Genomic DNA, 13182 nt, shown 5'->3' with positions numbered 1-13182 from the left:
CCGATCGCGATGGAAGACGGCCTGCGCTTTGCCATCCGCGAAGGCGGCCGCACCGTCGGCGCCGGCGTCGTCTCGAAAATCATCGAGTAATTCGCGTAAGCGAATATACAAAGAAAGGGCGTCCCTCGGGGCGCCCTTTTTCGTTTTTGCCTAAGCCAACAGTAATGCTAACTTCTTTCGTATTGAGACATTGCAATTAGAAAGAGGTCATAAGATGCACTTTTCAGCGCGTTCAGTTTGTCTTGTTGCAGCGGTTGCTTTCTCATCTACCTCAGCGTCCTCACAACAGATTGCGGATCGGATCTATTTTGGCGGGCCAATTGTAACGATGGACGATACGGCTCCGTCCGCCAAAGCTGTCGCAGTCAAAGACGGGCGCATTCTTGCGGTTGGGTCGCTATCTGACTTGTCGGTGCATCAGGGTGAGGAAACCGAGACCTATGATCTGGAAGGGCGCGCGATGCTTCCGGGTTTCGTTGATAGCCACGGACATGTCGTCATGGGCGGCCTGCAAGCCCTGTCCGCTAACCTTCTTGCGCCACCGGACGGGGATGTCATTGATATCGCCAGTCTGCAATCCACGCTGACTGACTGGGCCGAGGAGAATGCGCAAGCCGTTGAGCAGGTCAAAATGATCATCGGCTTTGGTTACGACAATGCTCAATTAAGGGAACTCCGTCACCCAACACGACAAGAGCTGGACATTGTGTCTGAGGACTTGCCGGTCGTCATTATTCATCAGTCTGGGCATATAGGTGTCGCAAACTCGAAAGCTTTGGAATTGGCTGGTATAACGGCGGCTTCCGAAGCACCTCCGGGCGGGGTGATCCAACGCGATGAGGCCGGAGAGCCAAACGGTGTTCTGGAGGAGTACGCGTTCTTTTCGGTTCTCGTGCCGATGCTGGGGAATTTGGGTGAGGAAGGTCTGGCAGCATTTGCCCGAGCTGGGACCGAACTCTGGGCAAAGTTTGGATATACGACCGGACAAGAAGGTCGATCTTCAGGTGAAATCGTCGAAGTTCTTAAGAAAGTTGCCGCAGAAGAAGGGCTTCCTATCGACGTTGTAGCGTTTCCGGATGTTCTCGAGTCGAGGGAGTATATCGGAGCAAACACCTCGGCGGATTATGACAACCGGGTTCGGGTAGGGGGCTGCAAGCTGACAATTGACGGTTCGCCGCAGGGCTTCACGGCTTTGCGGGATCGACCCTACTATGATCCGGTTGGAAACTATGCCGCGGGGTACGCAGGTTATGCCGCCATAACCATGGAACAACTCCAGGACGCTGTGAACTGGTGTTACGAGAATGATTTCCAGATCCTTGTGCATTCCAACGGCGAAGGAGCATCTGACATGCTGATTGCTGCGCTCGAAGAGGCGCAGATCAAGTATGGCGACCCTGGCAACCGGCCCGTTCTGGTGCACGGTCAGTTTCTAAGAGAGGATCAGGTTGCCAGTTTTAAGCGCCTTGGTGTGTTTCCGTCGTTATTCCCGATGCATACGTTTTATTGGGGCGATTGGCACCGAGATCATACTGTTGGGCCGGTCAATGCAGACAATATCTCTCCTACAGGATGGCTACGCGAACGTGACATGATGTTCGGCACGCATCACGATGCGCCGGTGGCCTTTCCAGATAGCATGCGTGTTCTTGCGGCTACGGTCACGCGTCGCACGCGGTCAGGTGACATTCTGGGGCCGTATCAGAGGGTCGATGTCATGACGGCATTGAAGGCAATGACGATCTGGCCTGCATGGCAGCATTTTGAGGAAGATGAGAAGGGCTCGATTGAGGTCGGCAAAGTGGCGGATTTTGTGATCCTGTCGGATGATCCCACGGCAGTCGATCCGGAGACTCTGGCTGAACTTGAGGTGCTGGTGACTGTCAAAGGGGATGAGGTTGTCTATGAAGCTGAGGAGGGCGTCAGAGAGGGCAATTTGCAATTCTCGCCATTTTCAAATGACCCTGTGATTGCTCATCTTTTCCTGCACGCGGTTTATCAAGGCATGAAGGTAGAAGATCCTTGGTTAGTGAGGAATTAGGTTAAGTTTTGATTGAAACAGACCGAAAATGGAGCCGAGGTGGACATGCGTATCGTTCGGCGTTGAGCTAATGGCACCGATCGCGATGGAAAACGGTCTGCGCTTCGCGATCCGCGAAGGCGGCGGCACCGTCGGCGCCGGTGTAGTATCGAAAATCATCGAGAAAGGCGCGCTTGTCGCATCTGGTTGCGGCAGGCGATTTTCCATGGAAAAATCTGCCGAGAGCAACTCAGTGAGGAAATCAAGAAGGCCGTCCCTCGGGGAGGCCTTTTTCTTGTAATCAGCTTCTGAAGTTGAAATAGACTTTTGTATGGCGAGTAGAGATCAGCTTTATGCAAAGTTCGGAATTACTGCGGAAGCGGCACAGCTATTCGAGACTGCGCTCGGAACTGTTGTGTTGGCGAGCAAGGGACATAACAACAATTGGTACAGCGAACAGGACCCAAATGCGGCCGCAAGGGCTCTAGAAGTTATTGAATGCAGCACGTTGGGCAGAGTCCTGGAAATTCTAAAACAAGAATTGCGGTTTGAAGACGATCTAATCATCAAACAGTTCAAACGAGGCTTGGTCGCAAGAAACAAACTTTTTCACGGGTTTTTTGAGCGTCATAACTATAAGATTCAGTCCGAAGTGGGGCGGGATGATATGGTCGCTGACTTAGAAGAGTTGCATGAAGAGCTTTTTCAGTGCTGGAGGGTGGCTGATAGTCTCGCGAGTGCGCTTGCGGAAGAACTCATCACTGAAGAGCAGATTAAGAAGCACACTTCAGGTGAAAGTCCAATCAAATAGGCCTTGCCAAATCCCACCAACCCCACTAATACGCGCGAGTTCTCATCAAGAACATCAAGGCGGGATGATTCCCGCCTTTTGGGTTCGAAGAGGGTTGGCGATGCGCGTCTGTCCTCCTCTCAACCTCAACGCCTGGTAAAAGGCTGTATCTATGCAAAGCCAAAACATCCGTATTCGGCTGAAGGCATTTGACTATCGCGTTCTGGATGCCAGCACGCAAGAGATCGTCAACACTGCCAAGCGGACCGGCGCGAACGTGCGCGGCCCGATCCCGCTGCCGAACAAGATCGAAAAGTTCACGGTTCTCCGTGGCCCTCACGTTGACAAGAAATCCCGCGACCAGTTCGAGATCCGCACGCACAAGCGTCTCTTGGACATCGTTGATCCGACCCCCCAGACCGTTGACGCGCTGATGAAGCTCGACCTCGCTGCTGGTGTGGATGTCGAGATCAAGCTGCAGTCGTAAGATCGGAGGGTATAGATTATGCGCTCTGGTATTATCGCAAAAAAAGTTGGCATGACCCGCCTGTTCATGGAAGACGGCAAGCAGATCCCTGTGACCGTTCTTCACCTGGACAACCTGCAGGTTGTTGCACAGCGCACCGCTGACAAAGACGGCTACACTGCCGTTCAGCTGGGCGCCGGTGCTGCCAAAGCAAAACGCACCTCGAAGGCCATGCGCGGTCACTACGCCGCTGCAAAGGTCGAGCCCAAGCGTAAGCTGGCCGAGTTCCGCGTCTCCGAAGATGGCCTGATTGATGTGGGCGCCGAGATTTCGGCAGAACACTTCCTGGAAGGTCAGAAAGTTGACGTTTCGGGCACCTCGATCGGCAAAGGCTTTGCCGGTGCGATGAAGCGTTGGAACTTCGGTGGTCTGCGCGCCTCGCACGGTGTTTCGATCAGCCACCGTTCGCACGGTTCGACCGGTCAGTGTCAGGATCCGGGCAAGGTGTTCAAAGGCAAGAAGATGGCCGGTCACATGGGTGCTGCCCGTGTCACCACCCAGAACCTGGAAGTCGTCAAAACCGACGCCGACCGGAACCTGGTCTTCATCAAAGGCGCCGTTCCCGGACCGAAATCGGGCTGGGTCACCGTCAAGGACGCCGTCAAGAAGAAAGCACCGGAAGACCTGCCTTTCCCGGCTGCTGTGAAATCGGCTGCAACCGAAGCACCTGCGGAAGAAGCTCCCGCGGAAGGTGGTGAAGCATGAAACTTGATGTAATCAAACTGGACGGCGGCAAGGCCGGCAACATCGAGCTGGATGCAGACCTGTTCGGCCTCGAGCCGCGCGCGGACATCCTGCACCGTGTGGTCCGTTGGCAGCGTAACAACGCGCAGGCCGGCACCCACAAGGTGAAGACCCGCTCGGAAACCAGCTACTCGACCAAGAAGATCTATCGCCAGAAGGGCACCGGTGGCGCGCGTCACGGTGACCGTAACGCGCCGATCTTCCGTGGTGGTGGTATCTACAAAGGCCCCGTCGTGCGTTCGCATGGTCATGACCTGCCGAAGAAGTTCCGCAAGCTTGGCCTGCGCCACGCTCTGTCGGCGAAAGCCAAGGCCGGTGAACTGGTTGTGATCGAAAACGCCGAAGCCGAAGGCAAGACCGCCGCTCTGGCCAAACAGGTTGCAAACCTGGGTTGGAAACGCGCTCTGGTCATCGACGGCGCGACCGTGAACGAAGGGTTCCTGAAAGCGTCCAAGAACATCGAAGGTCTGGATATCCTGCCGTCGATGGGCGCAAACGTCTATGACATCCTCAAGCGTGACACCCTGGTGCTCACCAAAGCGGCTGTCGAAGCACTGGAGGCTCGTCTGAAATGAGCGCGAAGGCAGAACACTACGACGTGATCCGCAAGCCGGTCATCACCGAAAAGTCGACCATGGCGTCTGAAAACGGCGCGGTTGTCTTTGAAGTGGCGATCGACAGTAACAAGCCGCAAATCAAAGAGGCCGTTGAGGCTCTGTTTGGTGTGAAGGTCAAAGCGGTGAACACCACTGTGACCAAAGGCAAGGTCAAGCGGTTCCGCGGCCAGCTGGGCCGTCGGAAAGACGTCAAAAAAGCATATGTGACCCTGGAAGAGGGTAACACAATCGACGTGAGCACCGGCCTTTGATCCGACGCTTACTGCGACTATTCACGGCCCCGGCGGTTCAACCCGCCGGGGCCGATTTCGTTTCGGACCCTGAAACTGCGCGTGCGCAGTTGTTGGAGAAGATGCGGGCTTTCAGCGCCGAGCCCTATTTTCAGATCGCCGATGAAAAGCTGGGGCTTTTGTCGGTTTTCGACGATCTGAAATACGACCGGGCGGATGTGGACATGATCTCTCCGGCGATGCGCAATCATGTGGTCGGTAAGCTTGGTCCGCTGGGGTTTCGCCAGACCTCGGGTACGGTGTTGGAACACGTCGAGGCCGAGATGCGTGTGCACATCCCCAAGTTCCACGCCCTCGGTGCGTCGCCCTTCGACATCACGCGCTATACTGAGAAACGCCCGCAGGATTACTGTCTCCTTACGCCCACACAGGTGGCCTGCCAGTACGTGGATCACTACGTGCTGGACGAAGCGGTGCAGCGGATCGAGACGTTAATTATGAAGCACCCGATCAACCTGCTCAAACTGGCGGATTATCTGGAAGGCAAACCCAAGCACCGCGCATTTCGCGAGGTTTTGGGTCATATCAAACTCAAGCAACGTATCGCGGTAGAGTCTGAGCCGCTCTGCAGAAGGCGGTCGTTGGGGTAAGAGTTGTGTTGACTCATCAGAAACGCTTCAGAAGCACGTGCAACCCTGGAAGAGAGACCACACATCGATATATCCGGCGGTCCGTGATTGGACGCGTCTTTGGGGAGAGGTAAGTGGCGTGCTCATGGGGGTTGTTCTTACGCGGCGACACAAAAATTTGAGCGCTAAACTCTCATAATTTGCACAATTCGCTTGCTATGTCGCGCGGGTAGTCTATCCGGCTTCCAACAAACAAAAGACATGGCAGGCGCATGACCGAAGCCTCTCTCTCGACCCGGGAAAACCCGGATAGAACTGCCGCGCGGGATTGGGTTTCGACGCTTGCCAAATACCGCGAACCTAATCAATGGCGCAGTTCCTTTGAGCTGGGTGTCAGCATTATCCCATTCTTTGTGCTTTGGGCGCTGTCCTGGATGGCATTATCCATCAGCTACTGGCTGGCATTTGCCATTGCGGTCCTGAATGCGGCCTTCCTGCTGCGCCTGTTTGCGATCCAACACGATTGCGGGCACGGGGCGTTCTTCAAGAACCGGACAGTCAGCGACTGGGTTGGACGGGTGATCGGGGTGCTGACCCTTACACCTTATGATGTCTGGCGCCGCACTCATTCTTACCATCACAACAGTTCGGGTAACTTGGATAAGCGGGGAATGGGGGATATCCACACGCTGACAGTGGCTGAGTACCAATCCAAGTCTCCCATGAACCGGTTCTGGTATCGCGTTTACCGCAATCCGGTCACACTGTTCGTACTTGGTCCCGGCTATTTGTTCCTGCTCCAAAACCGTCTGCCCTTGGGTTTAACTGGTAACGCTCGGTTCTGGGTCAGCGCGATGGGCACCAATATAGCTATTCTGACCGCACTTTTTGCTGTCTACTACTATGGCGGCTTGATGCCGGTCCTACTGATTTTTCTGCCCTCAACCCTGATTGCGGCAACTGCAGGAGTATGGCTGTTTTATGTTCAGCACCAATTCGAAGAAACGCATTGGGAATCGGACAAGGATTGGCAGTTGCACGAGGCGGCCCTGCACGGAAGCTCGCATTATGTTCTGCCGCCGGTGCTACAGTGGTTCAGTGCCAATATCGGCATCCACCACGTGCACCATCTGTACAGCCGCATTCCGTTCTACCGCCTGACCGAAGTGCTGCGCGATCACGACGAGTTGGCAAACAGCAACAGGATGACCATTCGTGAGAGCATTGCCAACGCGCGGTTGCACCTGTGGGACGAAAAACACCGCCGCCTGTTGTCCTTCGCCGAGGTTCGCGCATTGTATCAGTGAGTGGCAAGTTACCTGAGTTCTTCCGGCCGGATAAGCAATACCCACTGATCGCGCGACTTGCGAAATTGGAACCTGGGGCAAATGTTGCGGTGCCTTTTTCTTTGGTCTCCATAAGAATCTTGGGCCGCACCCTATAGACACCCATCCTCAACACTGCTACACGCTCCCAATCTTGCGGCCTCGGATTCGTTCCGGGGCCTCTGATATTTGTAACCGGGGACCTTCGGGGCCCTATACCCTTGGCACCTACGGGGGCCTATCACATAGCGGGGAAATCCCTGCACTTGCTAAACGGAAGACAGAAAGCATGGCACTCAAGTCGTACAAGCCGACGACGCCGGGCCAGCGCGGGCTGGTGCTGATCGACCGTTCGGAGCTTTGGAAAGGACGTCCGGTCAAGTCTCTCACAGAGGGTTTGACCAAATCGGGCGGCCGGAACAACACCGGACGGATCACTTCACGCCGCCGCGGCGGTGGCGCAAAGCGTCTCTACCGGATCGTTGACTTCAAACGGAACAAATTTGATGTCGCGGCAACCGTCGAGCGGATCGAATATGACCCGAACCGGACCGCATTCATCGCACTGGTAAAATACGAAGACGGCGAGCAGGCATATATCCTGGCTCCGCAGCGTCTGGCTGTTGGTGACAAAGTCGTGGCATCCGCCAAGGCCGACATCAAGCCGGGCAACGCAATGCCCTTCTCGGGCATGCCCATTGGTACCATCGTCCACAACATCGAGATGAAGCCTGGTAAAGGCGGTCAGATCGCACGTGCGGCCGGTACTTACGCTCAGTTCGTTGGTCGCGATGGCGGCTACGCTCAGATCCGTCTGAGCTCGGGCGAGCTGCGCATGGTCCGTCAGGAATGCATGGCCACCGTTGGTGCCGTGTCCAACCCCGACAACAGCAACCAAAACCTCGGTAAAGCCGGTCGTATGCGCCACAAGGGCGTTCGTCCGTCGGTTCGTGGTGTTGCAATGAACCCGATCGACCACCCGCACGGTGGTGGTGAAGGTCGTACCTCGGGTGGCCGTACGCCGGTTACTCCGTGGGGTAAGGACACCAAGGGTAAGCGTACCCGCAACAAGAACAAAGCGTCCCAGAAGCTGATCATCCGCTCGCGGCACGCCAAGAAGAAGGGACGTTAATCTATGTCTCGCTCTGTTTGGAAGGGTCCTTTCGTCGATGCTTACGTGCTGAAAAAAGCCGAAGCAGCGCGCGAGTCGGGCCGCAACGAAGTCATCAAGATTTGGTCGCGTCGTTCCACCATTCTGCCCCAGTTCGTGGGTCTGACCTTTGGTGTGTACAACGGCCATAAGCATATCCCCGTCAACGTCTCGGAAGACATGATCGGTCAGAAGTTCGGTGAATACTCGCCGACTCGTACCTATTACGGTCACGCCGCTGACAAAAAAGCGAAGCGGAAGTAAGTCATGGGCAAGGAAAAGAACCCCCGCCGCGTGGCTGAAAACGAAGCAATGGCGAAAACGCGCATGCTCCGTACTAGCCCGCAGAAACTGAACCTGGTTGCGCAGATGATCCGCGGCAAGAAAGTTGAGAAGGCTCTGACCGACCTGACTTTCTCGAACAAGCGTGTCGCGCAGGACGTCAAGAAGTGCCTGCAGTCTGCAATCGCCAACGCCGAGAACAACCACAACCTGGATGTCGACGAACTGATCGTCGCCGAAGCCTGGGTTGGCAAGAACCTGGTCATGAAGCGCGGTCGTCCGCGTGCCCGTGGCCGTTTCGGCAAGATCATGAAGCCGTTCTCGGAGATCACCATCAAGGTGCGTCAAGTTGAGGAGCAAGCCTAATGGGACATAAAGTCAATCCGATCGGCATGCGCCTTCAGGTCAACCGCACCTGGGACAGCCGCTGGTACGCCGACACCAAAGACTACGGTGATCTTCTGCTGGAAGACCTCAAAATCCGTGAGTTCATCAACAAAGAGTGCAAGCAGGCCGGTGTTGCCCGTGTGATCATCGAACGTCCGCACAAGAAGTGCCGCGTTACGATCCACACTGCACGTCCCGGTGTCATCATCGGCAAGAAAGGTGCAGACATTGAAGTTCTGCGCAAAAAGCTTGCTCGTATGACCGACAGCGAACTGCACCTGAACATCGTCGAAGTGCGCAAGCCCGAGCTTGACGCGCAGCTGGTTGCCGAGTCCATCGCTCAGCAGCTGGAACGTCGTGTTTCGTTCCGTCGCGCCATGAAGCGCTCGGTTCAGAACGCCATGCGCATGGGCGCCCTGGGTATCCGGGTGAACGTCGCTGGTCGTCTGGGCGGCGCCGAAATCGCACGGACCGAGTGGTACCGCGAAGGCCGCGTGCCTCTGCACACCCTGCGTGCCGACATCGATTACGCACATGCCGAAGCGATGACTCCTTACGGGATCATCGGGATCAAGGTCTGGATCTTCAAAGGTGAGATCATGGAGCACGATCCGCAGGCACGTGACCGTAAAGCACAGGAACTCCAGGACGGCCCTGCACCTCGTGGTGCTGGTGGCGGTCGTCGCTAAGGAGGGAAAGATATGCTTCAACCAAAGCGTACTAAATTCCGCAAGATGCACAAAGGCCGGATCAAGGGGCTCGCCAAAGGCGGTTCCGATCTGAACTTTGGCACCTACGGTCTGAAAGCACTGCAGCCCGAGCGCGTCACCGCGCGTCAGATCGAAGCTGCACGTCGTGCCATGACCCGTCACATGAAACGTCAGGGCCGCGTCTGGATCCGGATCTTCCCGGATACTCCCGTGACCTCGAAGCCAACCGAAGTCCGTATGGGTAAAGGTAAAGGCTCCGTTGACTTCTGGGCAGCGAAAGTAAAGCCCGGTCGTGTGATGTTCGAGATCGACGGCGTCAATGACGACATCGCCCGCGAGGCCCTGCGCTTGGCCGCGATGAAGCTGCCGATCAAGACGCGCGTTGTGGTCCGCGAAGACTGGTAAGCGATTGGGGCTTTGACCCCACTCGTTACAAGAATGACCCTCGTCGGGAAACCGGCGGGGGTTTTCTTTTGGCTCGGCAGCCCGTGATTTCGTGGGCCCTGAAAAACGTCGACCTCCGTCCGCCGCACCCCTAGGTTGGCTTGCAGGTATGGGAGGGACCTATGGTTCAGCTACGCAAAAAATTGTTCATTAAAGAAGTCATATCCACCGACCAGTTGGGCCAACCTTGTGATCCGATCAATCGGGTCGCAGCGCTGGCAGTGATGCAGAACCCTCTGGCCGGGCGCTTCTCGGACGATCTTTCAGAGTTGTTCGAGATCGGCGCCATTCTGGGCCCGGAACTCGCTGCCGAGGTGATTTCTCAGCTGGACGGAGCGCCGGTCTCATACGGTAAAGCCGCGATTGTCGGCATGAATGGCGATCTTGAGCAGGGCGGGGCGGTGATTCACCCCAAACTCGGTGCGCCCATGCGCGCTGCGGTGGGCGGAGGTGAGGCGGTGATACCGTCCAACGCCAAGCTGGGCGCGCCGGGTTGCGCGATTGATCTTCCGCTGGGGCACAAGGACAATCCGTGGTCGTTCGATCATTTCGACACGATGACGCTGAACATCCCAGATGCGCCGAAACCGGATGAGATCGTGCTGTGCCTCGCCTATGCCGACGGAGGTCGCCCGATACCACGCTGTGGCAAAGGGCCCATCAAGACCTAAGCGGCTGGTCTTGCCGAGAGGGCTGGGGTATGCCCGGCCCATGGCACAGATTGAATCACTCTTCGTCACCCGTCTCTATCGCGCAAACCTGTCCGAATTCGATCCCAGGATCGACGCGGAGGAATTGGAAAGTTCATGCGTTGTTATTGCTGAAGATGATGAGGCCGGGCAGGACTGGTGTGAAGCGAATGCGTATCCAGGCTACACCAGCTATGCTTCGCTGACCGATTTGCCTTGGCGGTTTCCTATATTTGCCGATCTTGTCAAAGTGCTGGATCAGCACGTCGCTGCTTTTGCCAAGGATTTGGAGTTTGATCTGGACGACCGCGCACTGAAGCTTGAGGATCTATGGATCAATATCCTTCCTGAAGGCGGGATGCATGCCAGCCACCTGCATCCGCACAGCGTCATCTCAGGCACGACTTATGTGTCCATGCCCGAAGGGGCCAGTGCGTTGAAACTGGAAGACCCGCGGTCGGGCCGCATGATGGCCGCACCGACGCGGCTGAAGGGCGGGCGCCGGGAATTGCAGCCTTTCATCTATATGAAGCCGCAGGTAGGTGACGTCCTGCTGTGGGAAAGCTGGCTGCGCCACGAAGTGCCGATGAACATGGCCGAGGACGAGCGGATTTCTGTCAGCTTCAACTATAAATGGGAGTGAAGCGTCTTGAAGCGCCAAGGTGAAAGCGCTCAGGTTGCTTCGTCGGAGGATACTATGACCAAAACAGCTCTCGTCACAGGCGCATCATCCGGAATTGGCCGGGAATTGGCACGTTATCATGCGTCACAAGGCGGCAATCTGATCATCAGTGCGCGACGCGGAGACGCGTTAGATGCCCTCAGATCAGAGCTTGAGGCCGCCCACGATGTTACTGTCACTGCGATTCCGCTTGATCTGGGTGCTGTTGGAGGCGCGGAAAAACTTTATGAGGCCGTCAAGTGCAAAAACCTGACGGTCGACTACCTGATCAACAATGCTGGATTCGGAGGGCATGGGGCTTTTTTGGATCGCCGCCTTTCGGACGATCTGGATATGATCCGGCTGAACGTCGAAGCCCTTGTCTCTCTGTGTCATCTGTTCGGCACGGATATGATCAGTGGCGGTGGCGGAAAGATACTGAATGTCAGTTCGACGGCGGCGCATATGCCGGGTCCATTGCAGGCGACCTATTTTGCCACCAAGGCCTATGTTTCGAGTTTCAGTCAGGCGCTCGCGGAGGAGCTGAAAGGTAAGGGCGTCACTGTGACGGCGCTGGAGCCGGGCTATGTCGTGACCGAATTTGCTGCTGCGGCAAATCTTGAGGGCACGAAGCTTGTTGCCCAAAAAGGGGCGACCGCTGAGGCCGTGGCCAAAGTCGGCTATGACGCCATGATCGATGGGAAGCTCACGGTGATCAACGATAAGTCGCTCGCGTTTGTGCTGGGTTGGGTCATGCCGTTGCTGCCGCGACGCGCGCGCCTGAAAATGGTTCGGAAAATGCAGGAGAAAGGTGCCTGAGCACTTGGCCGCGTTTGTCGGGATCCAGAAAGGTCGCAGTAGTGATCTGCTGCCCGGTTTCAGAGGGCGGCGGTAATTTGGAAACAGGTAGTTTCATCTGCCCGAACACGGTTTGAAACTTTCCCTTGCCACCCACCCCCCAAACCCTTATACGGCGGCATCCTGCGATCTCCCGGCGTTGTCGGGCGATTCGTATGTCTATCATTCATCCACCAGGTCAAAGGTGACCCTGTAAGGGGGCCTTCTGGTGTTTTGAGCAAAGGAAAAGGCGATGAACGCCCAAGAACTGCGTGACAAGACCCCGGACCAGCTCCGCGAGGAACTGGCCAACCTGAAGAAAGAAAGCTTTAACCTGCGCTTTCAACAGGCAACCGGTCAGCTGGAAAACACAGCCGGCATCAAAGCGGCCCGCCGCAATGCTGCCCGTGTCAAAACCATTCTGAACGAAAAGGCCGCTGCTGCGGCATCCGAGGAGTAATCAGATGCCCAAGCGTATCCTGCAAGGCACCGTGACCAGCGACGCCAACGAACAGACCGTAACCGTATCCGTCGAGCGCCGCTTTACGCATCCGGTTCTGAAGAAAACCATCCGTAAGTCCAAGAAATACCGGGCTCACGATGAAAAGAACGCCTTCAAGGTCGGTGACACCGTACGCATCATCGAATGCGCGCCGAAATCGAAGACGAAACGTTGGGAGGTTCTGGAGGCGTAAGCCCCCAGGACTTTTCATTTGTCGAAACCCTGGGGGATTTAACGAGACCAGCCCCCACAGGTCGGGAGAAACCACATGATCCAGATGCAGACCAATCTGGATGTCGCTGACAACTCCGGCGCACGCCGAGTTCAGTGCATCAAGGTCCTGGGTGGTTCCAAGCGTAAATACGCCTCCGTGGGCGACATCATTGTCGTCTCGGTGAAGGAAGCCATCCCGCGCGGCCGCGTGAAGAAAGGTGACGTCCGCAAGGCCGTCGTCGTACGCACCGCCAAGGAAGTCCGTCGTGAAGACGGCACCGCGATCCGTTTCGATCGCAACGCCGCCGTCATCCTGAACAACAACAACGAGCCCGTAGGTACCCGTATCTTTGGCCCCGTTGTTCGTGAACTGCGCGGCAAGAACTTCATGAAAATCATCTCGCTGGCTCCGGAGGTGCTGTAATC

At 56.3% G+C, this 13182-nt stretch carries 20 protein-coding genes and 1 pseudogene; all 21 read left to right on the top strand.

Annotated elements, in window-relative coordinates:
* Nucleotides 1–90 (top strand): EF-Tu C-terminal domain-related protein (locus ACR0EN_RS20230; RefSeq protein WP_211330766.1); only part of this gene is annotated, 90 nt, incomplete at its 5' end.
* A 124-nt stretch (nucleotides 91–214) separates the two neighbouring features.
* Nucleotides 215–2041, top strand: a complete 1827-nt coding sequence (locus ACR0EN_RS20225; protein WP_170819049.1) for an amidohydrolase — start codon at nucleotides 215–217, stop codon at nucleotides 2039–2041.
* A 49-nt stretch (nucleotides 2042–2090) separates the two neighbouring features.
* Nucleotides 2091–2204: pseudogene (locus ACR0EN_RS20220) on the top strand (EF-Tu C-terminal domain-related protein); the annotation flags it as partial.
* Between the two features lie 147 nt (nucleotides 2205–2351).
* Nucleotides 2352–2831, top strand: coding sequence for a hypothetical protein (locus tag ACR0EN_RS20215; protein WP_170819048.1), 480 nt, complete (start codon nucleotides 2352–2354; stop codon nucleotides 2829–2831).
* 151 nt (nucleotides 2832–2982) lie between these two features.
* Complete coding sequence (rpsJ, locus tag ACR0EN_RS20210) at nucleotides 2983–3297, top strand: 30S ribosomal protein S10 (protein ID WP_008756422.1); 315 nt, start codon at nucleotides 2983–2985, stop codon at nucleotides 3295–3297.
* Between the two features lie 18 nt (nucleotides 3298–3315).
* A complete protein-coding gene (gene rplC / locus ACR0EN_RS20205) occupies nucleotides 3316–4041 on the top strand; it encodes a 50S ribosomal protein L3 (RefSeq protein ID WP_170819047.1) in 726 nt (241 codons plus the stop codon).
* Nucleotides 4038–4655, top strand: coding sequence for a 50S ribosomal protein L4 (gene rplD / locus ACR0EN_RS20200; RefSeq protein ID WP_010437039.1), 618 nt, complete (start codon nucleotides 4038–4040; stop codon nucleotides 4653–4655). Before rplC ends, rplD begins: the two co-directional genes overlap by 4 nt.
* Entirely contained in the window at nucleotides 4652–4948 is a 297-nt protein-coding gene (locus ACR0EN_RS20195; protein ID WP_010437040.1) for a 50S ribosomal protein L23, read from the top strand. Before rplD ends, ACR0EN_RS20195 begins: the two co-directional genes overlap by 4 nt.
* Entirely contained in the window at nucleotides 4945–5577 is a 633-nt protein-coding gene (locus ACR0EN_RS20190; RefSeq protein ID WP_480588448.1) for a hypothetical protein, read from the top strand. The genes ACR0EN_RS20195 and ACR0EN_RS20190 overlap by 4 nt, the downstream gene beginning before the upstream one ends.
* Nucleotides 5578–5828: 251 nt before the next feature.
* Nucleotides 5829–6863 carry a fatty acid desaturase gene (locus tag ACR0EN_RS20185; protein ID WP_480588446.1) on the top strand — a complete coding sequence of 345 codons (1035 nt, stop codon included), beginning with the start codon at nucleotides 5829–5831 and terminating at the stop codon, nucleotides 6861–6863.
* 307 nt (nucleotides 6864–7170) lie between these two features.
* Nucleotides 7171–8013: a 50S ribosomal protein L2 gene (gene rplB / locus ACR0EN_RS20180; RefSeq protein ID WP_008757664.1), complete on the top strand. Its 843-nt coding sequence runs from the start codon at nucleotides 7171–7173 to the stop codon at nucleotides 8011–8013.
* Between the two features lie 3 nt (nucleotides 8014–8016).
* On the top strand, nucleotides 8017–8295 hold the full coding sequence (gene rpsS / locus ACR0EN_RS20175) for a 30S ribosomal protein S19 (protein WP_010437056.1): 279 nt from the start codon (nucleotides 8017–8019) through the stop codon (nucleotides 8293–8295).
* Between the two features lie 3 nt (nucleotides 8296–8298).
* Nucleotides 8299–8679: a 50S ribosomal protein L22 gene (rplV, locus tag ACR0EN_RS20170; RefSeq protein ID WP_039538267.1), complete on the top strand. Its 381-nt coding sequence runs from the start codon at nucleotides 8299–8301 to the stop codon at nucleotides 8677–8679.
* The gene (rpsC, locus tag ACR0EN_RS20165) at nucleotides 8679–9389 is read left to right on the top strand and encodes a 30S ribosomal protein S3 (RefSeq protein ID WP_008758042.1); all 711 of its coding nucleotides are present in this window, start codon (nucleotides 8679–8681) and stop codon (nucleotides 9387–9389) included. Before rplV ends, rpsC begins: the two co-directional genes overlap by 1 nt.
* 12 nt (nucleotides 9390–9401) lie before the next feature.
* Nucleotides 9402–9815 carry a 50S ribosomal protein L16 gene (gene rplP, locus ACR0EN_RS20160; protein ID WP_039538270.1) on the top strand — a complete coding sequence of 138 codons (414 nt, stop codon included), beginning with the start codon at nucleotides 9402–9404 and terminating at the stop codon, nucleotides 9813–9815.
* Nucleotides 9816–9976: 161 nt separating this feature from the next.
* Nucleotides 9977–10525: an amino acid synthesis family protein gene (locus ACR0EN_RS20155; RefSeq protein ID WP_170624959.1), complete on the top strand. Its 549-nt coding sequence runs from the start codon at nucleotides 9977–9979 to the stop codon at nucleotides 10523–10525.
* Nucleotides 10526–10565: 40 nt separating this feature from the next.
* Nucleotides 10566–11186: a 2OG-Fe(II) oxygenase family protein gene (locus ACR0EN_RS20150; protein ID WP_170624960.1), complete on the top strand. Its 621-nt coding sequence runs from the start codon at nucleotides 10566–10568 to the stop codon at nucleotides 11184–11186.
* A gap of 54 nt (nucleotides 11187–11240) precedes the next feature.
* On the top strand, nucleotides 11241–12023 hold the full coding sequence (locus ACR0EN_RS20145; protein WP_480588444.1) for an SDR family NAD(P)-dependent oxidoreductase: 783 nt from the start codon (nucleotides 11241–11243) through the stop codon (nucleotides 12021–12023).
* Nucleotides 12024–12294: 271 nt separating this feature from the next.
* Nucleotides 12295–12501 carry a 50S ribosomal protein L29 gene (gene rpmC / locus ACR0EN_RS20140; RefSeq protein ID WP_010437082.1) on the top strand — a complete coding sequence of 69 codons (207 nt, stop codon included), beginning with the start codon at nucleotides 12295–12297 and terminating at the stop codon, nucleotides 12499–12501.
* 4 nt (nucleotides 12502–12505) lie between these two features.
* Nucleotides 12506–12736, top strand: coding sequence for a 30S ribosomal protein S17 (gene rpsQ / locus ACR0EN_RS20135; protein WP_068340771.1), 231 nt, complete (start codon nucleotides 12506–12508; stop codon nucleotides 12734–12736).
* A gap of 75 nt (nucleotides 12737–12811) precedes the next feature.
* The gene (gene rplN / locus ACR0EN_RS20130; RefSeq protein ID WP_008757934.1) at nucleotides 12812–13180 is read left to right on the top strand and encodes a 50S ribosomal protein L14; all 369 of its coding nucleotides are present in this window, start codon (nucleotides 12812–12814) and stop codon (nucleotides 13178–13180) included.
* Nucleotides 13181–13182 lie beyond the last annotated feature (2 nt).

This window comes from Ruegeria sp. AB7 (assembly GCF_056542625.1).
This window is presented reverse-complemented; position numbering and strand designations above follow the sequence as displayed.